Below are 24,327 nucleotides of genomic sequence, written 5' to 3'. Positions count from 1 at the left end.
GCCGCGTCGCGCCAGGCCGCCTCTGTCGCTCAATGCTCGACGTCTGCGACGCCGAACGTCCGCATCTTCCACCCGAGCCGCACGGCAAGCATCCGCATCGTGAAGCCCGCCGCCAGCGCGATCATCGTCGCGAACCCGGCATCGATACCGAGATGCTGGGTCCCGACGTACAGCGTGCCCGTGAAGAACGCGACGCTCGCGTACAGCTCCTCGCGCAGGATCAGCGGCATCTCGTTGCACAGCAGGTCGCGCAGCATCCCGCCGCACACCCCGGTAATCGCGCCGGCCAGCACGACGATGATCGGCGCGGTGCCGGTCGACGCGCCGATGTTGCAGCCGATGATCGTGAACGCCGCGAGGCCGATCGCGTCGACGGTGACGAACAGCGTCTTCATCCGCGCGACGTGACGCGCGGCCCACGACGCGACGGTCGCCGCGGCGAGCGTAATCACGAGGTACTCGGGATGCGCGATCCAGCCGAGCGGATAGTGACCGAGCAGCACGTCGCGCACGGTGCCGCCGCCGAGCGCGGTCACCGCACCGACGAGCGCGAGCCCGAAGCGGTCCATCCCGCGCCGCATGCCCATCAGCGCGCCCGACATCGCTTCCGCGACGATCGCAACCAGATAAAGCGTATGCATCGCGCGCCTCAGTCTTCGGTACGGAACAGGTCGAGCACGCGTTCGCGCTCGGCCGCATCGACGGCGGCGGGCATCGGCTCGTCGGGCTTGTCGTGCCCGTCCGGCGCGTCGGACGCCGGTGCGCCGCCGCACGCGAAGCGGCTGCGGATGAACGGCGGCACGTCGGCGGTGCACGTGCCGCGCGTGTATTCGGCGTACACGAAATCGCCGTCGACGAGCGCGACGTCCTGTGGCGGCGTCGCATCGACCGGCGTGCGTCCGTCGACGGCCGTCTTCATGTAGTCGAGCCAGACCGGCAGCGCGAGCGTCGCGCCGGTCGCGCGTCCCATCGGGCGCGGCGTGTCGTAGCCGAGCCACGCGACCGCGACGATGCCCGATGAATAGCCGGCGAACCACACGTCCTTCGAGCCGTTCGACGTGCCGGTCTTGCCGGCCGCGTCGTCACGGCGCAGCGCGAGCGCGCCGCGCGCGGTGCCGGCCCGCACGACGTCGCGCAGCATGCTGTCCATCACGAACGCGTTGCGCGCCGACACGACGCGCGTGCCGTCCGGCGCCGACGCATCGTACAGCGCACCGCCATGACGCTGCTTCACCGACAGGATCAGCCGCGGCACCATCCGCACCCCGCCGTTCGCGAACACACCGTACGCGCTCGCGAGTTCGAGCGGCGTCACGGCGCCCGCGCCGAGCGCGAGCGGCAGCGATGCCGGATTGCGCTGCGCGTCGAAACCGAAGCCCACCACGTGCTGCTGCACGTAGCGCGCGTCAGCCGCCTGCATCAGGCTGACCGCCACGAGATTCTTCGAGCGCATGAGCCCGCGCCGCACCGGGATGAAGCCCTCGTAGTTGTTGGCGAAATTGCGCGGACGCCACGGCCGCGCGCCCGTTTCCGCAGGCGTGAGCGTGCGCTGCGTGTCGTCGACGAGCACGCCGGGGAAATAGCCCTTCTCCAGCGCCGCCGAATAGACGAACGGCTTGAAGCTCGAACCCGGCTGGCGATACGCCTGCAATGCGTGGTCGAACACGTTGCGGTTGAAGTCCGCGCCGCCGACGAGCGCGAGCATATCGCCCGTCGCCGCATCCAGCGACACGAGCGCGCCTTCGAGCCCGTTGCGCGCATCGCGCTTCCCGGGCTGGCGGCGCAGCATGCGCCCGAGTGCGGCTCCGGCCGCGCGCTGGTCGCGCATCGAGATCGCCGTGGTCACGTCGAGGCCGAGCGTATAGGCGTCGTCGTGAAAGCGCTCGATCATCATCCGGCGCGCGCGCTCCGCGACGTACGGCGCCGCGACGATGCCGGGCGGCGGCGTGGTCGCCAGCGCGATCGGTGCATCGACTGCCGCGCGATAGGTCGCGTCGTCGAGCTCGCCGAGCGCATGCATGCGGCCGAGCACGTAGTTGCGCCGCGCGGTCGCGCGTGCCGGATTGACGACCGGGTTGAACGCGGACGGCGCCTTCGGCAATCCGGCGAGCACGGCCGCTTCGCCCGCGCTCAGCGCATCGAGCGGCTTGCCGAAATACACGTTCGCGGCGGCCGCGAAACCGTACGCGCGCTCGCCGAGATAGATCTGGTTCATGTACAGCTCGAGCAGCTTGTCCTTGCTGTATTCGCGCTCGAGCTTGATGGCCATCAGGATCTCGGCGAGCTTGCGGCTCAGCACCTTGTCGCGCGTCAGGTAGAAGTTGCGCGCGACCTGCATCGTGATCGTGCTGCCGCCCTGCCCCGGCTGCCCCGTCACGACGTTCGCGAACATCGCGCGCGCGAGGCCGCCGACGTCGATCGCACCGTGCTGGTAGAACTTCGCGTCCTCGGCCGCGAGCAGCGCGTGGCGCATCAGCGGCGGAATGCGTTCGAGCGGCACGAACTCGCGGCGCTCGACGCCGTACTCGGCCAGCAAGTCGCCGTCGCGCGAGAAAATCCGCAGCGGCAACGCGGGACGGTATGCGGCCAGGTGTTCGACCGACGGCAGTTGTGTCCAGATACGGTGGACCGTCCATGCGCCGATGCCCGCGCACGCGAGCGTCAGGCCGAGCAGCGCGCCCGCGAGCACGCGCCGTGCGCGGCGGCGCGGCGAGGCGGGAGGCGGGGCCGATGGCGGCGGAGGGTTGGCGGTGTGGTCGGTCATGCGGGCTCCTTCTTCGATGCAGCGACCGCGGGCGCGCATCAGGCGCCCGTCGGTCATGGAAGGCGCGCATTGTCGAAGGGATGCCGGAATACCGGAACACTCTTTAGCCCAAGTTTGGCTGGCTAAATTTTATTTAGGAAAGAGTGCGCGGGCGGCGGCGTGCTGCCCGTCGTCTCGCGCGGGGCTGCGATGCCGAAGGTCGCGACCTGCAACGAAGCGCGTCGCGGTAATGCGCTGATGACCTGGTGGAACGGGAATGGCGCCGCGCGCGGGGCTGCGCGACCGCGGCGCGGTGCTGCTCGAACGCGCGCCGGCCTTAGGTCAGCTCTCCGGTGATGAACTGCGCGCGACCGCGGCCGAAGGACCAGTCGGCATCGCCGTTCTCGACGATCGACACGATGACGTCGTCCGGCGAAATGCCGCATTGGGTTTGCAGCTTCTCGACGAGCAGGCGATAGAAATCGATCTTCTGCGGCTCGGTACGCTTCCGGCTGATCGCGGTCAGCATGACCACGTCCCGGGATCGCGTGTAACCGAGCCCCGTGTCTTCCACCACGAGTTTGCCCGGGCGATGCTGCGTGATGCTCTGGTAACGGTCGGTGACGGGTACGTCGAAGGCCTGCACCATCGCCTGATGGGCGGCGTCCAGAAGTGCGCGCACCTGTTCGTCGGTACGGCCCTGGATGATGTCGAATTTGAGCATGGGCATGAGAATTTCTCCTTGAGTGGATACGGCATCAGGAGCGGCACGCCGGTGGATTCCCACGCGCGAAGTGCCGCGATTCGGTTCGGGTTCTGCCATGCGTGCCGGTGGCGATCGGGCGCGGCGAGAACGCAGCGCGTCGAGATCGTCAGGCCGCCTTGGCGGTCACGCTTATTGCTGACGCCGGGAAAACGACACGGGATAGGCAGTCGAACGCGCATTGATCATCGGGTCCTCCACTTCGATGCCCGGCGGCAATGCGTTCGGCAGGAACAGCAGTCGGCGCTCCGCCGCCGCGCTGTCGGCCGACACCTTCGTGACGGTGATCACGCCGAGCTCCACGGTTCGATGGGTGTTCGACCACGCCACCGACGGATCGTCGAGCTTGTCCCCGGGCTCGGCGATCTGGAGCACCAGACGGAAGCGGACGGGCGCACGGGATACACGCTCGCTGATCTCCGACTGGAGGTAGTCGTGCGCCGTCCCGGCCGCGGCGGCGTCCGTCAGATAGTGCTCGCCGCCGACCGGCAGCATCTGGTAGCGCCCGTACGTCACGGTGCCCCTGGCATCGATGAACCGGAAGGTGTTGACGCCGAAGTACGGCAACGATGCATAGCTCGCCGGCATGGGCTTCGGTGCCGTGAGAAACGCCTTCGCCACCGGATGGCTCCCGAGATAGGTGTCCAGCGGCGTCGGTGCAGGCGTATTCGGGCCGCTCGTTCCGAGCGCAATCAACAGATCGCGAAAGTCGCCCGCGGTCGGCGACGGGAATCCGTTGAACGAGTGCGCGACGATATCGGTGTCGCTGCCGTCCGGCAGCTTGAACTTGATGGCCATGCCGCGCGGCGACGCGAGCGGATGGTTGTCGGCGATATCCGGGATGCCCGCGAAGTCGGAGAACCGCACCACGACGGGAACCGCAGTCTGAAAATGCGGCGCCTTGCTGATGGTTCGCGCGGCGGCACCAGGCACAAAGCTGCCCTCGAGCACGATGCCCTTGGCGTGTACGGCGCGTGCGCCGGGGTGCTTGCCGAATACACCGTTCAGTGCGTCGACGAGTTGGACAGGAGTCGATGTTTGGGCGGGCAGCGATTGCGGTGTCTGGGCCATGGCGGCTTGTCCGGTCGACAGGGCAAGCAGGACCGCTAACGAAAGATGAGGCAGTGGCTGGTTCATGACGGGGCTCTTCGGGTTGCGTTTGGGGGGAGGCGCGGCACAAGTCTAGCGCTTTCCGACAATAATGACAATTATATATGTCATTATGGTTAATACGTCCCCGTGCCGGGCGACGCTATAATCGGCCGCTACCTGGCCCACCCCTTCATCGTGACTACGAAGAACGAAGTCTTGCGCGCACTGCAACGCGAACCGTTGACTGTCGTCCAGCTCTGCGAGCACCTCGCGGTGACGCGCACCGCGATCAACATGCAGTTGAAACAGCTGGAAGCGGAGGGGCTCGTTCGGCGGCGCAGGCCCGTGCAAACCGGGACCCCGGGCAAGCCGGCCGTACTGTATGAGGCCGCACCGGGCAGTGAAGACGTCTCGTCGAGTGCGTATCCCGCGTTCCTGCTTGGCCTGCTCGCCACGCTTCGCGATCGATTCGACGACCGCCAGCTCGATGAAATCCTCACCGAAACGGGTCGCCGTCTTGCGCGCGAGAACGGCCTGCCCGCGTCACGTGACTTCAAGGCCAATCTGGCCGACGCGATGGCGATCGTCGACGCACTCGGCGCACATACGGAAGCCGTCCCCGACGGGGACGCGATCATGGTGCGCAATTACAGTTGCCCGGTCGCCAGCGCGGTCCGCGAAACTCCGTGCGTATGCCGGGCGGTCGCCGCGTATTTTTCCGAAGCGACGGGCCGGCCGGTCACCGAGCACTGCCTGCGCGAAGGTCGATTGATCTGCCAATATCGCATCGCGAAGAAATAGCGGTACGGTGCGGGTAGCACAGCGTCGCGCCGGGCTCGGTGTCCGGCGTTCCGCGAAGCACAAAAAAAGCCCGCCGGCTTGCACCGGCGGGCTTTTTGATCCGACGCGCGCGACGCTCAGCGCGCGGGGTTCAGCGTCAGGTTCATATGACGGTTCACATCCTTGTACAGCAGGTAGCGGAAGCGGCCAGGGCCACCCGAATAGCATGCCTGCGGGCAGAACGCGCGCAGCCACATGAAGTCGCCCGCTTCCACCTCGACCCAGTCCTGGTTCAGGCGATAGACGGCCTTGCCTTCGAGCACGTACAGGCCGTGCTCCATCACGTGCGTCTCGGCGAACGGAATCACGCCGCCCGGCTCGAACGTGACGATGTTCACGTGCATGTCGTGACGCATGTCGCTCATGTCGACGAAGCGCGTCGTCACCCATGCGCCGTTGGTGCCCGGCATCGGGATCGGCTCGACGTCCTGCTCGTTGGTCACGAATGCTTCCGGCAGTGCAATGCCGTCGACGACCTGGTAGTGCTTGCGGATCCAGTGGAAACGCACGGCGGCATCGCTGACGTTGTGCAGCGTCCAGTCGGCGCCCGGCGGAATGAATGCATAGCCGCCCGGCTTCAGCGTGTGCTGCTTGCCCTGCAGCGTCAGCTCGGCCTCGCCCTCGACGACGAACAGCACGGCTTCGGCGTTCTTGTCCTGCTCGGGCTTGTCGCTGCCCCCGCCCGGGTTCACTTCGACGATGTACTGCGAGAAGGTTTCGGCGAAACCCGACAGCGGACGCGCGATCACCCACAGGCGCGTGTTGGTCCAGAACGGCAGCCAGCTCGTGACGATGTCGCGCATCACTCCCTTCGGAATGACCGCGTACGCCTCGGTGAACATCGCGCGATCGGTCAGCAGATCGGTCTGCGGCGGGTGGCCGCCATGCGGCGCGTAATACGTTGTCTTAGACATAAAACATCCAGGCAATGGGTTGGTCCGGCCCCGGGTCGCAACGGCAGGCGCGGCAGGCGCGTGGGGCACGCATGCGGCGACGGGACATCGTTGCCGGGGTGGCTTGAAAGCGCGGGCGCCTTCGTTCGGTCGGCCAGGCTTCGCGACGGGTCCGCCCGGTTCAGCGGGCGGGGCGACCCATGCTTGCGGGTCCGGCGGCCGGGCCGCGGACACTCGGGGTCATGCGGCGGGGCACGGGGGACGGCACGGTTCGATTCCGTACGCGGGCAGCGCTGACGATAGCGAAGTCGCTCCCGATCGACCAATTAAATGTTGCGATGACATCCATTCGATTTCCCACTACCCACCGCCGCCCGCGAGGGCCGGTGAGCGTGCGTCGCGGACGGTCGGCGCATCAGGGAAATCCTGATGGCCGGAGGGCATTCAGGGTCGCGCGGGAACGGTCGCGCGCGCGTCGATCGCCGATATCGAATGGCGTCGGCCAAACCTGCCCGGTTGCATGTCTTCCGTGCAACTGGCGATGCGGTCTACAAGCGGGAAAGGTAAAGCGGGAGGGAGCGTGCCAACCCGTCGAGCGGGGCTGGGCATGAACTGCCGAAGGGGATGAAAGCTGCCGGCCTTGCCGGTGATGTCGGCCCGGCTGAGGCCGCCGGGCCGGCTGTCGGATCGGGTGCCGACGCGTCGGGCGCGCCGGTGCGCATGCCGCGCACCGTGCCGCGCCCGCGGCGATCAGTCCCAGTCGCGGTGATGGCGATGCTTGCGGTGACGATAGCCGCGATCGCCACGATAGCCGCCGTCGTACGAGTTGCGCGACAGGTTGCCGCCGAGCGCCGCGCCGGCGCCACCGCCGACTGCCGCGCCCAGCAGGCCGCCCGTGCGGCCGCCCATCGCGTTGCCGGCCGCGGTACCCGCGCCGCCGCCGAGTGCGCCGCCGATGATCGCGCCGGTGCGCTCGTGACGGTTCGCCGTCACCGCGCCACCCGCGCCGCCACCGATCGCGCCGCCGATCACGGAGCCGGTGCTGCCGCCGACCGCGCCGCCGACCGCCGCGCCGGCAACCCCGCCGAGCGCGCCGCCAAGCGCGTTGTTCATGTCACCGGCCATCGCCGGCAGTGCGGTCGCGCCGGTCAGCACGGCGACGACGAGAGTGGGGGCAATTTTCTTCCACATTCCCGTATTCTTCCTTGTTCGCAATCTGGTTATTGAAGGTCCGCTCGATACGACGATCTGAACCGATCGACGTCGATACCGGCATTGCGCCGAATCCCGGACCAATTCATTTCAATGAGCTTGCGGCGAAGAATAGCACCGGTCGCGCCCCCTTGCCGTCGACATTCTGGTAACAAGTTGTTTACCGAAAGAGGACTCGGAAAGGCTTGCCGAATCGCCCGGCAACGCCCGCCGGCAAAGGCTCCGACGAGAGTCGGCCGGTCGGGATGGCGGCGCGGGAAGGGTCGGCGTCGCGGGTTCGGACACAGGTGGCAACACATCGGCTCGCGTCGCGGGAGCGCGGACCGGCCCGCCCGTCCGAACGGAAACGAGGGTCAATACACACCCGGAACGAGCCGCCAGGTATGCGCGCAGTACGCGTCATATTCGGCGCCGAACTGCGCGCGCAGCAGCGCTTCCTCGGAGCGGATGCGCGCGACGAGCGGAATCATCGTCAGTGCGACGAGCAGCAGCCCGACGCCCGAGCGGAACGCGAACGCCCAGCCGATCGCGTTGACGAGCAGGCCGAGATAGCTCGGGTTGCGGATCCTGCGATAGATGCCGTCCGTCACCAGCGTATGGCCCGGCTGGATCGCGACGAGCCCGCTGAAGCGCTTGCCGAGCACGAACACGGGCCAGATCCGCAGCACGCCCCCCGCGATATACAGCACGACGCCGATCCAGCGCACCGCGCCGCCGCCGAAGGTCCACACGTCGAGCCGGTCGGTCAGCGCGGGCAGATAGGCGAGCAGGAACCCGCTGGCCGCGAAGGCCGCGAGCACCCAGCGGTTGTCGCGGTTCTCGCGCTCGCCGGCGCTCAAGTTGCCTTCGGTGAACAACGCCACGGCAGCCAGCGCGAGCGTCGCTACGGCAATGGCGGTCAGTTGCGGATGCGAGAAGAAGGCGGCGAACCCGCCGATGCCGAGCACGGCGAGTCCGAGATAGACGAGCGTGGAGACGCTCGTAACGATTGCGACCTTGCGCGTCACGGCCATGGCTGCCTCGCCGGAGTGGGCTTTCCTGTGAAGTATAGGAAGCCGGGCGAGCAATGCGCACGCGCGCCGTCATGCGGCGCGCGAGTCGTCCCTGCGAGAAACGGCGGCGGCGCGTCGAACGACGTGGTCGATCGACGTGCGGGGCAAGCCCGCGCCCGCCGCCCGGTCAGCGGATGCGGAAGTTGCCGCCGATCCCGACACTGACGGGCGGTGCGTAATACGCGGGCGCATAGCCGTAGTAGGCCGGTGCGGGCGCGTAGCCGTAAGGCGGCGCGACGTAGCAGCCGGACAGGCCGGCGATCAGCGCGAACGTGATGAGAACTTTGTACATGGCTCGATTCCCGGCGAAGAGGACGCACGACACCTTGCGAACGCCGCGCCGCCGCAAGCTGCGGCGGCCGGCACGAAGGGGCGATCCGCCCTTCCTGTCGCTCGATGAAGCAATGCGCGGAGTCTAGCGCCGGGGCCGCCGGGACGAGTTTCGCGAGCAGTTACACGTGTTACGTGGTGTGACCGCTGAAACAGATGCGAGCGGCGTCGCGGCCCGTGCCCGCTGGCGCCGCCCGAACCACGCGCCGTGCGCGCGTTACACGAAACGTGCGCGGATGCGTTGCGCAACCGACTCGAGCGTCGCCGAATCGGCGATGTCGCGCGCGTGCATCCGCAGCTCGACGCCCTCCCAGCGCGGGATCACGTGGAAATGCACGTGCGGGACCGTCTGGCCCGCCGCCGCGCCGTTGAACTGGCCGATGAACACGCCGTCCGGCCCGAGCGCGTCGCGCACGGCCGCCGCGACGCGCTGCGTCATGCGGATGCCGGCCGCGGCTGCGTCGCCGGACAGCTCGAAGATCTGCGCGGCCGGCTCCTTCGTGATCACGAGCACGTGACCGTCGGCTTGCGGCATGAGATCCATGATCGCGAGGGTCGCGTCGTCTTCGGCGACCTTCACGCACGGCAGTTCGCCGCGCAGGATCCGGGCGAACGGGTTGTTGTTGTCGTAGGACATGGCGTTTTCCGATTTTTCCGGTTGCGGTTTGACTGGGAACGATGCCGGACGATTATGGGCCGACGGCGGGCCGGATTTCAACTTGTCAGGACGTGTCGCGATTGAAGTGAACAATGCACGCCGGCTCGCATGCGATGTCCGTCGACGAAAGGAATATCCGGCCGTCGCCATCCGTTTATTCCGAGTGTGGATTCGCGCGGCACGATCGCGAACCCGCGCCGGACACCCGTCGGCTGCGCAGGCCGGCAGCCGGGATGACTGATTGCGATCATCAACCGGAGTCATGCCATGGACCCTCTCCCTTCCTGTCGTTCACCTGCCCCGCCCGTCCTTGCCATTCACCCGCCGCTCCTTGCCCACGCCCGTCGCACGTTGGCGCGCACGCTATGCCGCGCGGCCTGCGGCGCCGGGGTGGTCGCATTGTCGTCGGCTTTCGCGTGGGCCGGCGGCAGCGACATCATCCTGCCGATCGTCTCGTCGGTCACCGCGTCGACCGTGCCGGCCAACGGCGACGTCAATCCGTACGGCATCGCGTTCGTGCCGCGCGGCGTGCCGAACTGGAGCACGCTGAAATCGGGCGACGTCGTCGTGTCCAACTTCAACTCGGCATCGAACACGCAAGGCACCGGCACGACGATCGTGAAGCTGACGCCCGGCAAAACGCCGGCGACGTTCTTCCAGGGCAGCAATCTCGGCCTGACGACCGCGCTTACGGTGCTGCGAAGCGGCTTCGTGCTGGTCGGCAACGTCCCCGCGCCGGACGGCAAGACCGTGGTCCCCCCGGGCTCGCTGCTCGTCATCGGTCCGCAAGGCAATCTCGTCACGCAACTGGTCAGCGCCACGCTGCTCGACGGGCCGTGGGACATGACCGTGATCGATCACGGCCCGCACGTGACCGCGTTCGTGTCCAACGTGCTGAACGGGACGGTCGCACGGATCGAACTGACGATCGGCAACGACGGCGTCACGATGCTGCCGAGCTCGCGGATCATCGCGTCGGGCTACGTGAACCGGACCGATCCCAACGCGCTCGTCGTCGGCCCGACCGGTCTCGCGTACGACCCGAAAGTCGACGTCCTGTACGTCGCCTCCACCGGCGACAACGCGGTGTTCGCGATCCAGAACGCCGCGACGACGAATCGCAACGGCGGCGTCGGACGGATGATCTACTTCGATGCGGCGCACCTGCACGGCCCGCTCGCCCTGGCGCTCGCGCCGAACGGCCATCTCGTGACCGCGAACGGCGACGCGGTCAACCCCGACCCGCTGCAACCGAGCGAGATCGTCGAATTCACGGTGGACGGGCGCTTCGTCGCGCAGATGCAGGTCGATACCGTGCCGGGCGCGGCATTCGGGATCGCGTTCGGGCACGGCAGCAAGGGCCAGCTGGAATTCGCGGCCGTCGACGACAACACGAATACCGCAACGGTCTGGACACTGCGTTCGGACAACAACAACGCACAATGACGCACCACGCGAACGGGCCGCATGCGGCCCGTTCGAACCTGCGCGATCGACACATGCGCTTCGCATACGCCGGGCACCATGCCGCCTGATCGACGCCGCCCGGCGTCACCCGCCCCCCCGCGATTGCCACCGCTCGCCCGAACCTGCGACACTGCCGGATCGTTGCCGGCCGGCACGCCACCGAGGACGCTCGCGCATGACGATCCCCTTCAAATCGCTGATCCTGCGCGGTGCCGCCGTCGCGCTCGTCGCCGCGCTCGGCTACACCGGCTACATGCTGTCGCGGCTCGCTCCGATCGCGACGGGCTATGCCGCGAAGGCGCTGTGTTCCGGCGTGTTCGTGTCGGGCCGTCCGGCCGCGTCGGTCATCGACGTCGACATCATGGCCGGTGTGCATCCGCTGCTGAAACTGGTGCGCCCGTCGATCGATCCCGAGCATCATCGCGCCGTCGCGACCTTCGCCGGTTTCGCGCAACGCGAGGCGGACTTCCGGCCCGGGCTCGGCTGCACACTCGCGCTCGGGCCGTCGCGCGGCGTGCTGCCGGCCGCGCTGCCGCCCGTGCCCGATCCGCCTCCCGCGCAAGCAGCGGCCCCGGCCGCACCGCCCGCCGGCATCGACGCACGCAAGCTGCGGACCGCGCTCGACCGCGCATTCGACGAACCCGATCCGGCGCGGCCGCGGCGCACCCGTGCGGTCGTCGTGATGTGGCGCGGCCAGGTGATCGCCGAACGTTATGCGCCCGACTTCACGGCCGACACGCCGCTGCCCGGCTGGTCGATGACGAAGACGGTGACGGCCGCGCTGGCCGGCATGCTCGTCGCGCAGCACAAGCTGTCGCCGGAAACGTCGGCGCTGCTGCCCGAATGGCGCGACAGCGGCGATCCGCGCGCGGCGATCACGCTCGACGAACTGCTGCGGATGACGAGCGGCCTGCAATTCAACGAGGACTACGACGACCCGCTGTCCGACGTCGCCGTGATGCTGTTCACGCAACCCGACACCGCGCGCTTCGCGTCGGCCAAGCCGCTGGCCGCGCAGCCCGGCACGCAGTGGTACTACTCGAGCGGCACGAGCGCGATCGTCGCGCGCGTGATGCGCGAAGCGATGGGCGGCACCGAGGGCGACTACCTCGCGTTTCCGCGCCGTGCGCTGTTCGCGCCGCTCGGGATGCGCAGCGCGGTGTTCGAGCCCGATGCGGCCGGCACGCTCGGCAGCGCGTCGTTCATGTATGCAAGCGCGCGCGACTGGGCGCGCTTCGGGGAGTTTCTGCGGCAGGACGGGGTATGGGACGGGCAGCGGCTGCTGCCGGAAGGCTGGGTGCGCTACCTGACGCGCGCGACGCCGCTGTCGACGCACGAGGAATTCGGTGCGCATCTGTGGGTGAAGGTGCCGGAGCCGTTCAACGATCGCGATGCACACGCGAGCCCGCTGCCCGCCGACGCGTTTCATGCGGTCGGCCATGAAGGCCAGTTCGTGAGCGTGGTGCCGAGCCGCGAGCTGGTGGTCGTGCGGCTCGGGCTGTCGCGGCCGGAATCCGCGTGGAATCACGAGGCGTTTCTCGCGCGAGTGCTCGAGGCCGTACCGGCATCCGGCTCGTGACGGCAGCGGCGCGGCGGCGGCAATCAGGCCGCCACGCCGCCGCACCGCGCGACATGCGATGCGTTACGGGTTCGCGCTGCCCGCGTACTGCTTGAAGCCTTCGCGCGTCGCCAGACGCTCGATGTAGCGCTTCACCGCCGGGAAATCCGGATGGTCGAACGGCGTGCCGAACCAGCGGTTCACCGACAGGCCGATCGGAATGTCGGCGAGCGTGAAGTGGTCGCCGGCCACGAACGCGCCGGTCGCCTCGAGTTGCGCGTTCAGCACCTGCATGTGCTTCGTCCAGCCCGCGATCGACTGTGCGATCGCCTCCGGGTCCTGGTGATCGGGCGACTTGCGCACGAGGCCGAGGAACGCGCCGACCCACGAACGGTTCAGGTCCGTGCCCTGCCAGTCGATCCACTGATCGACCCGTGCGCGCGCCTGCGGCTCGGCCGGATAGAGCGCGTCGCCGCCATAGCGGTTCGCGAGATAGCGGATGATCGTGTTCGACTCCCACAGCACGAAGTCGTCGTCCTTGATGACCGGCACGAGGCCGTTCGGATTCAGCGCGAGATAGGTCGGGTCGTTGGTCGTGCGAAAGCCCGCGCCCCAGTCTTCCTGTTCGAACGGCAGGTTGAGTTCGGTGCACAGCCACAGCACCTTGCGGACATTGATGGACGGGATCTTGCCGAGGATGTGCAGCATGCAGGCTCCTTGTGAAGTCGAATGCGAAGCGTTCGGGATGCTCGAAGCGAACCGAACGCGCTCCCGTCGAAGTTATACACGAGCCCGCGGGAAACGACAGGGCTTCAGGCGAAACCGGCGTTTCCGGCCCCGCTGCTTCGCTTACATCGGCTTGAGCACCATCAGGAAATAGACGCTCAGCATCGCGAAGAACGCCGGATAGCCGAGCAGTTCCCAGCGCTTCGCATAGCACCAGTAGCGCGTCGGCAGCGCGGCATCGCCGTTCGCATGCGCGAGCTTCGCGATCGCGGCCAATTCGATCTGCAGCCACACGACCGGCAGCCAGCACGCGCCCGCAACCGCATACAGCACGATCGACGCGACGAGCCACGGCGTCGTCCACGGCCAGCCGGCCGTGTGCGCGAGCCACAGCCCCGACGCGGGCTGGAACAGCACGGCCGGCGTCGTGAACCACCAGTCCGCGCGCACCACGAGGCGCGACACGGCAGCGATCGCCGGCACCGAGCGCGTGCGGTTCGCGAAGTACAGGTAGAACGCGGTGCCGAAGCCGGTGCCGACCATCAGCACCGAGGACAGGATATGCAGCGTCTTGATCACGAGATAGGTGTTCATGCGCGTTCTTCTTCTGAAAACAGGATCAACAGGATCGCGAGAATCGGCACGTTCTTGAGCACGGGTCCGAACGGCTCGGCGAGCAGGCCGGGCATCGTGACCGCGATGACGGCCGAATACGCGACGATCAGCACGCCTTGCGCGACCCACAGCCGGCGGGACGGCGCGGCGACGGTCGCCACGCCGAACGCGAAGTCCAGCGCGCAGGCCGCGTAGAGCGCGATCAGCGCGGGCAGCCCGGTCAGGTGCGCGCGGGCGAGCATCGCGAGGCTGTCGTGCCGCGGATGGATGAACGCGCTCACGATGGCCGTCCAGATCCAGACGATCGCGAGCGCGCCCAGCAGCAGCGGCCGCCGCCACATCGCGAGCGCGTCGCGGCGCAGCGCGACCGCGTCCGTGTCCGCGCCGATGAAACGCCGCAGCCCGCGCGGCGGCCGGCCGAGCACGGCCGCGAGCGCCGCGGGGTCGCCGGTGTTGCCGCCGCGCAGCATCGTCCACGTGTCGCGGGTCAGCATCGCGCCCGGCATCGTGCCGAGCAGCGCGGCCGCCGCGCCGACCAGCGGGCCCGGCAGCGCAATGCGCGCCGCCGGCGGGAAGCCCAGCGCGGCGCGATAGACGCTCAGCATCTCGCGGTACTCGACTTCGTCGCCGCCAACCGCGTCGATGACCGGGTTGCCGGCCGCCGGCGCATCGACGAGCCGCGCGACGAGGTCGGCGAGATCGTCGACGTGCACGGGGCGCAGCCGCTGATGGCCGCCCGCCGGCAACGCGTGCACGGGCAGGCTCGCGAGCATCCGGAAGAACCGTGCGGACGTGCCGGAGGTCCCGTAGACGAGCGCCGGACGCACGATCCGGTAATCGAGCGGCAGCGTCTGCAGGAAGGTGTCGGCTGCGTACTTGCTGGCGAAATATGGCGTATCGCCACGCTCGACGCCCAACGCCGAGATCTGGATCACACGTCGCACGCCGGCACGGCAGCACGCGGTGAAGAGCGCGCAGGGCGCCGCGCGATGCACGGTGTCGAACGTCGCATCACGCCGGTCGGCGAGGATCCCGACCGCATTGATCACCACGTCGACGCCGTCCAGCCTGGCAAGCCACGCGTCGGGATCGGTATCCGTCGCGAAATCGATCGCGACGTCGTGCGGACCGACCGCATGCCGCACACCGCGCAGCACGCGATGGCCGCCGGCTTCGAGCCGTGCGCCCAGCGCCCGCCCGATGAAGCCGTTCGCGCCGCAGACGAGGATGTTCATGTCGCACTCCGCGGTGCGGCATGCCGGTGGATCGACAGCATGGCCTCGTTCATTTCCATCCTCTATTTACAGTTATTTCTGTAAAGACAGAAATTTATATTTCAAAAAAAGCGGGCTGCGTGCCCGCATGTCCGGTGCCGCTTACTTCGACGACTTGCGCCTGACCGTCTGGCTGATCTTCGCGCCGATCCCGAGCGCCTTCATCAGCGTGTCGGGCTTGAGCCGCAGCATCTCGTCCGACCAGGTCGTGAGCGTCTCGACGAACTGCAGCGTGTCGCGGATGCGCTGTTCGGTCTCGCGGCTCTCGTCGGCGATCTCGGGGCTCGTCAGGCAATCGCGCAGCACCGTGAGCGTCGGTTCGATCTCGCGTTGCCGCCGCCCTTCGACGATCAGCTTGAACAGTTCCCAGATGTCGGTCGACGTCTCGAAGTGGTCGCGGCGATCGCCCAGCACGTGCACGACCTTCGCGAGCCGCCACGCCTGCAGTTCCTTCAGGCTCGTGCTGACGTTGGAGCGCGCGACGTTGAGCGTCTCGGCGATCTCGTCGGCCGCGACCGGCCGCCCGGCCAGGTACAGCAGCGCGTGAATCTGCGAGACGGTGCGGTTGACGCCCCACCGCGAGCCCATTTCGCCCCAGTGGAGAATGAATCGTTCGGCAATCGGTGTGAGTTCCATGTCGGGAAATTTAGTTTTTTCAGTTATTTCTGTCAATAGAGAAATAACCGGCGGCGACGCGAATCGCTGCCTTGACGGTCCGCCCCTGGGCGACCGCGACCGCCGCGACCGTCCGCCTTTCCCGCCCTGCCCGCCCGCTTCCATTACAATGCGCGGGATTTTTCCGATTTCAGGCCGTCCCCGCCTTTCTGACTAGAGGTTCCCATGATCATCAAACCGCGCGTGCGTGGCTTCATCTGCGTGACGACTCATCCGGTCGGCTGCGAAGCCAACGTCAAGGAACAGATCGACTACGTGACTTCGCACGGCCCGATCGCCAACGGCCCGAAGAAGGTGCTCGTGATCGGCGCGTCGACCGGCTACGGCCTCGCCGCCCGGATCTCGGCCGCGTTCGGCTCGGGCGCGGACACGCTGGGCGTGTTCTTCGAGCGCGCCGGCAGCGAAACGAAGCCGGGCACCGCCGGCTGGTACAACAGCGCCGCGTTCGAGAAGTTCGCCGCGGAAAAGGGGCGCTATGCGCGCAGCATCAACGGCGACGCATTCTCCGACAAGGTCAAGCAGATCACGATCGACACCATCAAGCAGGATCTCGGCAAGGTCGACCTGGTCGTCTACAGCCTCGCGGCACCGCGCCGCACGCACCCGAAGACGGGCGAAACGATCAGCTCGACGCTGAAGCCGGTCGGCAAGTCGGTTACGTTCCGCGGCCTTGACACCGACAAGGAAGTGATCCGCGACGTCTCGCTCGAGCCGGCGACGCAGGAAGAGATCGACGGCACCGTCGCCGTGATGGGCGGCGAGGACTGGCAGATGTGGATCGAGGCGCTCGATGAAGCCGGCGTGCTGGCCGACGGCGCGAAGACGACCGCGTTCACGTATCTCGGCGAGCAGATCACGCACGACATCTACTGGAACGGCTCGATCGGCGAGGCGAAGAAGGATCTCGACAAGAAGGTGCTGTCGATCCGCGACAAGCTGGCCGCGCACGGCGGCGACGCCCGCGTGTCGGTGCTGAAGGCCGTCGTCACGCAGGCGAGCTCGGCGATCCCGATGATGCCGCTCTACCTGTCGCTGCTGTTCAAGGTGATGAAGGAAAAGGGCACGCACGAAGGCTGCATCGAGCAGGTGTACGGGCTCCTGAAGGACAGCCTGTACGGCGCGACGCCGCATATCGACGAAGAAGGCCGCCTGCGCGCGGACTACAAGGAACTCGATCCGCAGGTGCAGGACAAGGTCGTCGCGATGTGGGACAAGGTCACGAACGAGAACCTGTACGAGATGACCGACTTCACGGGTTACAAGACCGAGTTCCTGCGCCTGTTCGGCTTCGAGATCGCCGGCGTCGACTACGACGCGGACGTGAACCCGGACGTGAAGATCCCGGGCATCATCGACACCACGGTCTGACGATGGCCGGGCCCGCCGCGCGCATGCGCGGGCGGCGGGCAAGTCTTCCACAGGCGACGTCAGAGCGGCGTCGCCTCGTCCAGATACACACCGGCCGACAGCGTGGCCTTCACCTGCCGCGTGAAATCGTCGGTGGACACCTCCTCCGCCCCGGATTCGATCGCGTCGTACGCCTGGCGCACGACGTCGGCCGGCGTCGCCTTCGGCACGTCGAGGCCGCGCGTCAGGTCCGTATCGATGAAGCCGGCGTGCAGCCCGACCACCTGCGTGCGCTGCTCGCGCAGCGAATGCCGCAGCCCGTTGGTCAGCGCCCACGCGGCCGACTTCGACACGCCGTAACCCGACAGGATCGGCCGGTTCACCCAGCTCGCCACCGACAACACGTTCAGGATCGCGCCGCCGCCGTGGCCGGCGAGCGTTCCCGCGAACGCACGCGACATCGCCAGCATTCCGAACACATTGGTTTCGAGGTGATCGCGCAATGCGTCGACCGCGCCGTCGTCGGTCAGGCTGCCGAGCCGCGCGATGCCCGCGTTGTTGATCAGCAGCGTGACGTCGCGCGCGGCGTCGGCGGCCGCGGCGACCGCCGCCGGATCGGTCACGTCGAGCTTCACGGGCACCACGCCCGGCAGCGTCACGCTGGCCGGATCGCGCGCACCCGCATAGACCTTCCGCGCCCCGCGTTCGAGCGCCTGCTTCGCGAACTCGAGGCCAAGCCCGCGGTTCGCGCCCGTGACGAAAACGACTGCACCTTCGATATTCATGATCGTTCCTTTCCAATAGGAGATTCCGTTCGCGCCGGTTCGCCGCGCGCTCGGGATCCGGTGAAAAACCACGCTGCCATTGCGTACCGAACCGTTGCACCACCGGTGCCGGAAGACCGGCAGGCCCGCCGCCTCGCCCTCCGCACCCAAGACCCGGGCCGACGACCATCCGTGCCGTGCCGCGCCGGGCGCTTCGCTTCGCTCCCGAAGTCGGCTACACTTGATGTCAATGTCGATCACCATTGTCTTTGCGATGCATTGTGTCAGCGCGACTCTGGCACGTCAATGGCGATCACCATTGTGTTTTTCAATCGACGCAATTGCAGGAATGAGGGAGGGATCGATGGGCGTCTCGAGACAACAGGCCGCCGAAAACCGCAACGCGATCGTCGCGGCCGCCGAGCGGCTGTTCCGGGTGCGCGGCGTCGACGCGGTGGGGTTGACGGAGCTGATGAAGGAAGCCGGCTTCACGCAGGGCGGCTTTTACAACCACTTCAAATCGAAGGATGCGCTGGTCGCCGCGGTGATGGAAAAGGCCATGCAGGACCGCGCGGATTCGCCGAACGCCGGCAGCGTCGCGCAACAGGTGACGTCGTACCTGTCGACCGTGCATCGCGACAACGTCGAAGCCGGCTGCCCGCTGTCCGGCTTCGCGGGCGACGCGCCTCGGCTGACCGACGCGGCGCGCGCCTGCTACGCGCATGGCGTCGCCGCGTATCTCGACCGGCTGGAACGCATGGTGGCCGCGGAAGGCTCGGCCGCGGCCGACACGCGCCGCGACGCGATCGCGGCCTTGAGCCAGATGGTCGGCGCGCTCGTGCTGTCGCGCGCGATCGCCGGCACCGATCCGGCGCTGGCCGACGAGATTCTCGACGCGGGGCGGCGCACGCTCGCCGGGCAGCCCGACGATCCGGCCATGCCGGCATAGCGGCACGGCGGGCGCCCGTCGCGCGCGATCGCTATTCCACAGCCCTTGCGGCGTCCCACAGCGGCTGCTGGCCGAGCGCGGCATGCCACGCTGCGAATTGCGTGCGCCACGACTCGAACGGCTCCGTCAGCGGATGACGCGGATCGTCGCTGAGCGCATACGCCATTCCCTCGATCAGCCAGCGCGGCTTGGTCGCGACCGCGAGGTTGCCGAGCACTTCGGCCTGACGGTGGTGGATCAGCTCGTGTGCGAGAAAGTACGTCTGCCAGCCGCGCGGCGCGATGACCACGCCGAAATCCCCGAGCGTCAGTGCCGCGCGTTCGCCTAGACCGAACTTGTCGGCACACTCGCGCGTCGAGCAGAACACGACGCGCGGTGCGTCGCGAAACGGGCCCACGGCCGCCGCCGCGCGCGCATAGCCGTCGCGATAGAGCTGCTGCGCGGCGCCGAACTTCGCGGCATCGTCCGTGCAGATGTCCGCGCTCGGGCAGGACACGCCGGGGAGCAGCGCGGGCGCGACGACGCGCAGCGGCTTGACGAGCGCATAGGCGGCTATCGGAAGCGCGACGAGCAGGCCCGTGAGGGCAAAGGCGACATGGGAGCGTTTCATCGAGGCGGCAATTCCGGTGGCGGTGTGGTGGCGTGTTCCAGCACGAATATATCGGAGCGGCACTGCCGCCGGCCGGCTTTTCTTTCCCACACGCATGTCGAACGCAAACCGGATCGGGATCGCATCCCGCCCCATTACGCGAGCTGCTTGTGAAAATACGTCGTCGCGCACAGCGCGCCGTCGGGCATCAGCGCGTAGTTCGGCACGACGCCCACGCGCTGCCAGCCGGCCCGCTCGTACAGGCGCTCGGCATCGCCGCCCGTCACGGTGTCGAGCACGAGCACCGTCTTGCCTGCGTCGCGCGCGGCTTGATCGGCGGCCGCCATCAGCCGCGCGGCGATCCCCTGCCGACGCGCATGACGGGACACGAGCATCTTCGCGATGTCCGCGCGATGCGGTTGATTCTCCGGCTGCGCGGTTACGACCTGCACGGTGCCGACGATCCGGCCGGCCGCATCCTCGGCGACCAGCAGGATGCGCTCGCCGCTCGCGACGCCGTCGGCGACACGCGTCCAGAACGCGACGGCGGTTGAGCGTTCGATCGGCAACATGAAGCTGACGGACGCGCCGCCTTCGACGCAATCGATCAGCACGTCGGCCAGCGCGTCGACGCAGGCATGCGCTTCGCTCGCGTCGACGCGGCGGACGGTAACAGGTTCTGTCATACCCTCTCCGGTATATCAGGCGGGGCACGCGTTCGGTCGGCGTGCGCCCGGATCGAATGGAACGCCGGCATGCGATCGATACATGCGCAACGGCGGCGGGGCCCGGCAACACGGCGCCCAGCCCGGCCGGCGCGTGTTACCGCCCCATCATCCTAAGCGATGAAAATTCCCGCTGCATCGCCTATACTTAGCCGCATGGCTAACTTTAAACCCGGTATCAGCGACGTATTCCACGCCCTCGCCGATCCGACGCGCTGCGCGATCGTCGGCGCGCTCGGCAATGGCGGGCGGACCGTCTCGGAACTGGCCGCGCCGTTCGACATGGCGCTGCCGTCGTTCATGAAGCACGTGGCGGTGCTCGAGCGCAGCGGCCTCGTCACGACCCGGAAAACCGGCCGCTCGCGCACCTGCGAGCTGGTCGGCGGCCGGCTGGCGGAAGCCGAGCAGTGGCTCGCCTCGCAGCGCGTGCTGTGGGAAGCGCGCGCCGATCGTCTCGTGGAATTCGTCGAACGCCGTCACCAGGAGGAGCAAACACATGTCAGCCAGCCACGTCGCCCCCGCCGAAGCCCATGACCTCGTCATCACGCGCACGCTGCGCGCGCCGCGTCAGGTGCTCTGGCGCGCCTGGACCGATCCCGAACTGCTGAAGGAATGGTGGTGCCCGAAACCGTGGACCACCGAAGTCCGTGCGTTCGACCTGCGCCCGGGCGGCGCCTTCCACACGTTCATGCGCGGCCCCGACGGCGGCACGAGCAACAACCCCGGCTGCTTCCTCGACATCGTGCCGGAAGCGCGGATCGTATTCACGTCGATGCTCGCGGGCGGCTGGCGGCCGCAGGTGCCGTGGCTGGGCTTCACGGCCATCATCACGATGGCGGATGACGCCGCCGGCTGCCGCTACGAGGCGCGCGTGATGCATCCCGACGCGGCGACGCGCGAGCGCCACGAGGCGCTCGGGTTCTTCGAGGGCTGGAACATCTGCATCACGCAGCTCGACGAATTCGCGGCCGCATTGCGCTGAATGCGAGCGCGTGCACGGTCCGATTGCATGACGCCGCGCACGCGCCTAGGATTCCTGAAGGAAGCATGACGACACGCCGGCATCCGGCGTGCACCGTCGCGCGCGCTCCGCGGGAGGCCACATGCTGCACATGCACACGCATTCGACCCGGGTCAGCCGGCACCTGAACGCGCCGCGCGGGCGCGTCTACCGCGCGCTGCTCGATCCGCACGCCGTCGAACAATGGAAAGTGCCGGACGGCATGACGTGCCGCGTGTACGCATACGACGCGCGCGAAGGCGGTGCGCTGCGCGTGTCGCTGAGCTATGACGAACCGTCCGACGGCACCGGCAAGACCACCGCGCACACCGACACCTATCACGGCCGCTTCGTGACGCTCGTGCCCGACGAGCGGATCGTCGAGATCGACGTGTTCGAAACCGACGATCCGATGCTGCGCGGCGCAATGACGATCACGATCACACTATCCGACGAAGCCGGCGGCACGCGCGTCGATGCGGTGCACGACGGTGTGCCGCCGGGTGTGCCGGCCGCCGACAACGAGACCGGCTGGCGGATGGCGCTGGCCCGGCTCGCGGCGCTGGTCGAGACGGGCTAGGGCCTGGCGCGATGCGACGTGCGCGGTACGCGTCAGCCCAGCCGGTACACGCGCGAGACGGTCCCGCGGAACAGCGCAGCACGCTCGTTCGGGCTTGCATGCGCGGTCAGCCGCTTGAACGCGTTCCAGCCATTCACGTACGAATACGAGCCCTTGTCGACCGGGAAATTGCTCTCGAACATGCAGCGCTCGGCGCCGAATGCCTCGATGCACGTATGCATCCATGGCTTCCACGCGTCGGCGAGCTGTTCGGACGACGGCGGCCGCTCGCCCTTCTCGAAATCGAACCCGTTGATCCGCATGCCGAGGCCGCCGACCTTCACGAATACGTTCGGCAGCCGCGCGAGTTCGCGCATCGACGCCGACCAGCGCTGGAAGACTTCCGGCCGCTTGTCCGCATAGCTCGCGATCCGCACGACGCCGCCGCAGTGATTGACGACGATCCGCGTGTCGGGGTTCGCCTTCGCCAGATCGAACAGCTCGGGCAATTGCGGAAAGAACAGCCACGCGTCGTATGACAGTCCGAGCGGCGCGAGCTGCGCGACGCCGGCCCGGTACGCGGGATCGAGCAGCAGCCCGCGCGGCACCGCCGACAACGGGTTGGCGAGCGACGGATCGGCATCCCACGTACTCAGGTGCCGAACGCCGCGAAAGCGTCCGCGCCCCGCGTCGACATGCGCTTCGAGCACGTCGCGCACGCGGGCGCCGAGCCTCAGGTCCGCATGCCCGACGATGCCTTTCGCGACGGCCGGGCCGCTGCGTTGCAGCGGCTCCGTCACGCCGGCGACGTAGGCCGTCTCGCCGACAGGCTTCAGTTCGGTCGGGCCCGCATCGCGATAGCGCGTCAGCGCCTGCATGTAGACGGATGCCTGGATGTTGTGGCCGGACCGCGCATCCTGCAGATAGTCGTCGAGCATATAGATCCAGCCCGGCCGCTCGTAGAAGTGGTGATGCGCATCGACGATCGGCAGATCCGGATCGAGTGCGGGTTCGAGCGCGGATGCGAGCCAGTCGCTTCGTACCGCGAGATAGTTGCTTTGCGTCGTCATGCGGGAAGCTCCGTTTTCAGCCGGCGTGCGCGTATCGGCCAATGCAGGGAGCGCGAGCGATGCCGCGGCCGCGCCGAGCAGCCGGCGTCGTTTGATCGAAAAGGTCATGTCATTCGCTCCGGTCGAATGCGTACAGCGACAGCGTGAGCAGCGTCGTGATCGCCAGGACGATCGCGAGGCCGAGCATCCCGGCCGTGAAGGTGCCGAAGCTGTCCTTCAGGTAGCCGACGAGATAAGGGCCCGCGAATCCGCCGAGCGCGCCGATCGAGTTGATCAGCGCCAGCCCGCCGGCCGCTGCCTGGCCGGACAGGAAGCGCGAAGGCAGCGTATAGAAGATCGTGCGTCCCGCAATCGTGCCGATCAGCGCGAGCGTGATGCCGACGAGCGCCGGCCCGAGCGTCAGGAAGTGGGTCGACACGCCGAGCGCCACCGCGCCGATGGCCAGCCCGATCGCCAGGTTCGCGACCGGGCCGCCGCGACGGTCCACCCGCTTCGCCCACCACAGCAGCGCGATCGTCGCGAAGAAGTAAGGCACCGCGGACAACCAGCCGGTCTGCATCGTGGACATCCCGTGCGCCTTCAGCATCTGCGGCAGCCAGATGCCGATGCCGTACGAGCCCATCGTGAAGCCGAACGAGATCAGCGCGAGCAGGTACACGCGCACGTCTCGCAGCGCGACGCCGAAGCGCTTCTTGCGGCCGGCGGCGGCGCCTTCGCGCTCGAACGCGCGCTGCAGCGCGGTACGCTCGTCGTCCGACAGCCAGGCAGCCGTGGCCGGGGAGTCGGACAGGAGCTTCAGCACGAGAAAGCCGAGCGCGCACGCGGGCAGCCCTTCGACGATGAACATCCACTTCCAGCCTGCAAGGCCGAGCGCGCCGTCGAGTTGCAGCAGCCACGTCGACAGCGGGCCGCCGATCAGCGACGACAGCGGTGTCGACACGGTGAACCAGGCAAGCACGCGCGTGCGGTAACTCGCCGGGAACCACACCGCGAGGAAGAAGATCACGCCGGGGAAAAAACCGGCCTCGCCGATGCCGAGCAGCAGCCGGATCGCATAGAAACTGGTCGGCCCCGTCGCGAGCGCGGTCGCCGCCGCCATCAGCCCCCACGTGACCATGATGCGCGCGAGCCAGCGCCGCGCACCGAAGCGGTACAGCGCGAGGTTGCTCGGCACTTCGAACACGCAATAGCCCGCGAACATGATCCCGGCGCCCCAGCCGAACTGCGTCGCGGTCAAGCCGAGATCGCGGTTCATCGTCAGCGCCGCGAACCCGACGCTCGTGCGGTCGAGGTAGTTGAAGAAGTACGCGAGCGCGAGCAGCGGAATGAAGCGCCATGCGGCCTTGCGCACGGCCCGTTGCTCGATCGACGCGTCGGTCTCGCGATCGGCGGCCAGCGCCGGGGAAGCGGATGTCATGGTTGTCTC

The 24,327-nt window shown here is 68.0% G+C and carries 26 protein-coding genes; 8 read left to right on the top strand and 18 right to left on the bottom strand.

The genetic code is table 11. From position 1 onward, the window contains the following. Positions 1-29 precede the first annotated feature (29 nt). The 4 genes from DIE23_RS07095 to DIE23_RS07075 all read right to left on the bottom strand — a co-directional run bounded on the left by DIE23_RS07095 (position 30) and on the right by DIE23_RS07075 (position 4,643). Entirely contained in the window at positions 30-641 is a 612-nt protein-coding gene (locus DIE23_RS07095) for a trimeric intracellular cation channel family protein (RefSeq protein WP_124611453.1), read from the bottom strand. An 8-nt stretch (positions 642-649) separates the two neighbouring features. Beyond that, on the bottom strand, positions 650-2,764 hold the full coding sequence (locus tag DIE23_RS07090; RefSeq protein WP_124611452.1) for a penicillin-binding protein 1A: 2,115 nt from the start codon (positions 2,762-2,764) through the stop codon (positions 650-652). A gap of 316 nt (positions 2,765-3,080) precedes the next feature. After that, positions 3,081-3,566 (bottom strand): tautomerase family protein, encoded by a 486-nt coding sequence (locus tag DIE23_RS07080; RefSeq protein ID WP_260435986.1) that lies wholly within the window; start codon positions 3,564-3,566, stop codon positions 3,081-3,083. Positions 3,567-3,638: 72 nt separating this feature from the next. Continuing rightward, on the bottom strand, positions 3,639-4,643 hold the full coding sequence (locus DIE23_RS07075; protein ID WP_124611451.1) for a catalase family peroxidase: 1,005 nt from the start codon (positions 4,641-4,643) through the stop codon (positions 3,639-3,641). Positions 4,644-4,745: 102 nt separating this feature from the next. Between DIE23_RS07075 and DIE23_RS07070 the strand changes: the two genes are divergently transcribed. Continuing rightward, the gene (locus tag DIE23_RS07070; protein WP_260435985.1) at positions 4,746-5,399 is read left to right on the top strand and encodes a metalloregulator ArsR/SmtB family transcription factor; all 654 of its coding nucleotides are present in this window, start codon (positions 4,746-4,748) and stop codon (positions 5,397-5,399) included. A 116-nt stretch (positions 5,400-5,515) separates the two neighbouring features. Here DIE23_RS07070 and DIE23_RS07065 read toward each other — a convergent pair whose 3' ends face one another. From DIE23_RS07065 to DIE23_RS07045, 5 genes are all read right to left on the bottom strand, one after another. Then, a complete protein-coding gene (locus DIE23_RS07065) occupies positions 5,516-6,352 on the bottom strand; it encodes a bifunctional allantoicase/(S)-ureidoglycine aminohydrolase (RefSeq protein WP_059608096.1) in 837 nt (278 codons plus the stop codon). 729 nt (positions 6,353-7,081) lie between these two features. Beyond that, positions 7,082-7,522 (bottom strand): hypothetical protein, encoded by a 441-nt coding sequence (locus DIE23_RS07055; RefSeq protein ID WP_124497245.1) that lies wholly within the window; start codon positions 7,520-7,522, stop codon positions 7,082-7,084. Positions 7,523-7,896: 374 nt separating this feature from the next. Beyond that, the gene (locus DIE23_RS07050; RefSeq protein WP_124611449.1) at positions 7,897-8,556 is read right to left on the bottom strand and encodes an isoprenylcysteine carboxylmethyltransferase family protein; all 660 of its coding nucleotides are present in this window, start codon (positions 8,554-8,556) and stop codon (positions 7,897-7,899) included. A 166-nt stretch (positions 8,557-8,722) separates the two neighbouring features. Beyond that, positions 8,723-8,887, bottom strand: a complete 165-nt coding sequence (locus tag DIE23_RS39430; protein ID WP_014900893.1) for a hypothetical protein — start codon at positions 8,885-8,887, stop codon at positions 8,723-8,725. Between the two features lie 255 nt (positions 8,888-9,142). After that, a complete protein-coding gene (locus DIE23_RS07045) occupies positions 9,143-9,562 on the bottom strand; it encodes an HIT family protein (RefSeq protein ID WP_124611448.1) in 420 nt (139 codons plus the stop codon). 288 nt (positions 9,563-9,850) lie between these two features. Between DIE23_RS07045 and DIE23_RS07040 the strand changes: the two genes are divergently transcribed. Together DIE23_RS07040 and DIE23_RS07035 are read left to right on the top strand one after the other, a co-directional pair. Further along, entirely contained in the window at positions 9,851-11,029 is a 1,179-nt protein-coding gene (locus DIE23_RS07040) for a hypothetical protein (protein WP_185646398.1), read from the top strand. 196 nt (positions 11,030-11,225) lie between these two features. Further along, positions 11,226-12,629, top strand: coding sequence for a serine hydrolase (locus tag DIE23_RS07035; RefSeq protein WP_124611447.1), 1,404 nt, complete (start codon positions 11,226-11,228; stop codon positions 12,627-12,629). Positions 12,630-12,692: 63 nt separating this feature from the next. Here DIE23_RS07035 and DIE23_RS07030 read toward each other — a convergent pair whose 3' ends face one another. From DIE23_RS07030 to DIE23_RS07015, 4 genes are all read right to left on the bottom strand, one after another. Further along, complete coding sequence (locus DIE23_RS07030) at positions 12,693-13,316, bottom strand: glutathione S-transferase family protein (protein WP_124611446.1); 624 nt, start codon at positions 13,314-13,316, stop codon at positions 12,693-12,695. A gap of 141 nt (positions 13,317-13,457) precedes the next feature. Then, positions 13,458-13,928, bottom strand: coding sequence for a DUF2269 domain-containing protein (locus tag DIE23_RS07025; RefSeq protein WP_124611445.1), 471 nt, complete (start codon positions 13,926-13,928; stop codon positions 13,458-13,460). Then, complete coding sequence (locus DIE23_RS07020; RefSeq protein WP_124611444.1) at positions 13,925-15,184, bottom strand: SDR family oxidoreductase; 1,260 nt, start codon at positions 15,182-15,184, stop codon at positions 13,925-13,927. Before DIE23_RS07020 ends, DIE23_RS07025 begins: the two co-directional genes overlap by 4 nt. Positions 15,185-15,325: 141 nt before the next feature. Beyond that, positions 15,326-15,859, bottom strand: a complete 534-nt coding sequence (locus DIE23_RS07015) for a GbsR/MarR family transcriptional regulator (protein WP_006760784.1) — start codon at positions 15,857-15,859, stop codon at positions 15,326-15,328. 204 nt (positions 15,860-16,063) lie between these two features. Between DIE23_RS07015 and fabV the strand changes: the two genes are divergently transcribed. Beyond that, complete coding sequence (gene fabV, locus DIE23_RS07010; RefSeq protein WP_124611443.1) at positions 16,064-17,266, top strand: enoyl-ACP reductase FabV; 1,203 nt, start codon at positions 16,064-16,066, stop codon at positions 17,264-17,266. Between the two features lie 59 nt (positions 17,267-17,325). On the opposite strand, the gene DIE23_RS07005 is transcribed toward fabV, so the two are convergent. Next, complete coding sequence (locus tag DIE23_RS07005; RefSeq protein WP_124611442.1) at positions 17,326-18,030, bottom strand: SDR family oxidoreductase; 705 nt, start codon at positions 18,028-18,030, stop codon at positions 17,326-17,328. A gap of 343 nt (positions 18,031-18,373) precedes the next feature. Here DIE23_RS07005 and DIE23_RS07000 point away from each other — a divergent pair, with 343 nt between their 5' ends. Beyond that, positions 18,374-18,958, top strand: a complete 585-nt coding sequence (locus tag DIE23_RS07000; RefSeq protein ID WP_124611441.1) for a TetR/AcrR family transcriptional regulator — start codon at positions 18,374-18,376, stop codon at positions 18,956-18,958. Positions 18,959-18,989: 31 nt separating this feature from the next. Here the strand turns inward: DIE23_RS07000 and DIE23_RS06995 are convergent, their stop codons facing one another. Together DIE23_RS06995 and DIE23_RS06990 are read right to left on the bottom strand one after the other, a co-directional pair. Then, on the bottom strand, positions 18,990-19,568 hold the full coding sequence (locus tag DIE23_RS06995) for a hypothetical protein (protein ID WP_124611440.1): 579 nt from the start codon (positions 19,566-19,568) through the stop codon (positions 18,990-18,992). Between the two features lie 134 nt (positions 19,569-19,702). Beyond that, a complete protein-coding gene (locus DIE23_RS06990) occupies positions 19,703-20,233 on the bottom strand; it encodes a GNAT family N-acetyltransferase (RefSeq protein ID WP_124611439.1) in 531 nt (176 codons plus the stop codon). Between the two features lie 195 nt (positions 20,234-20,428). Between DIE23_RS06990 and DIE23_RS06985 the strand changes: the two genes are divergently transcribed. From DIE23_RS06985 to DIE23_RS06975, 3 genes are all read left to right on the top strand, one after another. After that, positions 20,429-20,806 (top strand): helix-turn-helix transcriptional regulator, encoded by a 378-nt coding sequence (locus DIE23_RS06985; RefSeq protein ID WP_124611552.1) that lies wholly within the window; start codon positions 20,429-20,431, stop codon positions 20,804-20,806. Further along, positions 20,769-21,254 (top strand): SRPBCC family protein, encoded by a 486-nt coding sequence (locus DIE23_RS06980; RefSeq protein WP_124611438.1) that lies wholly within the window; start codon positions 20,769-20,771, stop codon positions 21,252-21,254. Before DIE23_RS06985 ends, DIE23_RS06980 begins: the two co-directional genes overlap by 38 nt. Before the next feature lie 121 nt (positions 21,255-21,375). Then, positions 21,376-21,852 carry an SRPBCC family protein gene (locus DIE23_RS06975; RefSeq protein WP_124611437.1) on the top strand — a complete coding sequence of 159 codons (477 nt, stop codon included), beginning with the start codon at positions 21,376-21,378 and terminating at the stop codon, positions 21,850-21,852. A 32-nt stretch (positions 21,853-21,884) separates the two neighbouring features. Here DIE23_RS06975 and DIE23_RS06970 read toward each other — a convergent pair whose 3' ends face one another. Both DIE23_RS06970 and DIE23_RS06965 read right to left on the bottom strand, forming a co-directional pair. Next, entirely contained in the window at positions 21,885-23,009 is a 1,125-nt protein-coding gene (locus DIE23_RS06970; protein WP_124611436.1) for an amidohydrolase, read from the bottom strand. Position 23,010: 1 nt separating this feature from the next. Beyond that, on the bottom strand, positions 23,011-24,318 hold the full coding sequence (locus DIE23_RS06965) for an MFS transporter (RefSeq protein ID WP_124611435.1): 1,308 nt from the start codon (positions 24,316-24,318) through the stop codon (positions 23,011-23,013). Positions 24,319-24,327: the final 9 nt, after the last annotated feature.

Origin of the sequence: Burkholderia sp. Bp9143, from assembly GCF_003853645.1 — a bacterium.
Classification (GTDB): Bacteria; Pseudomonadota; Gammaproteobacteria; order Burkholderiales; family Burkholderiaceae; genus Burkholderia.
This window is presented reverse-complemented; position numbering and strand designations above follow the sequence as displayed.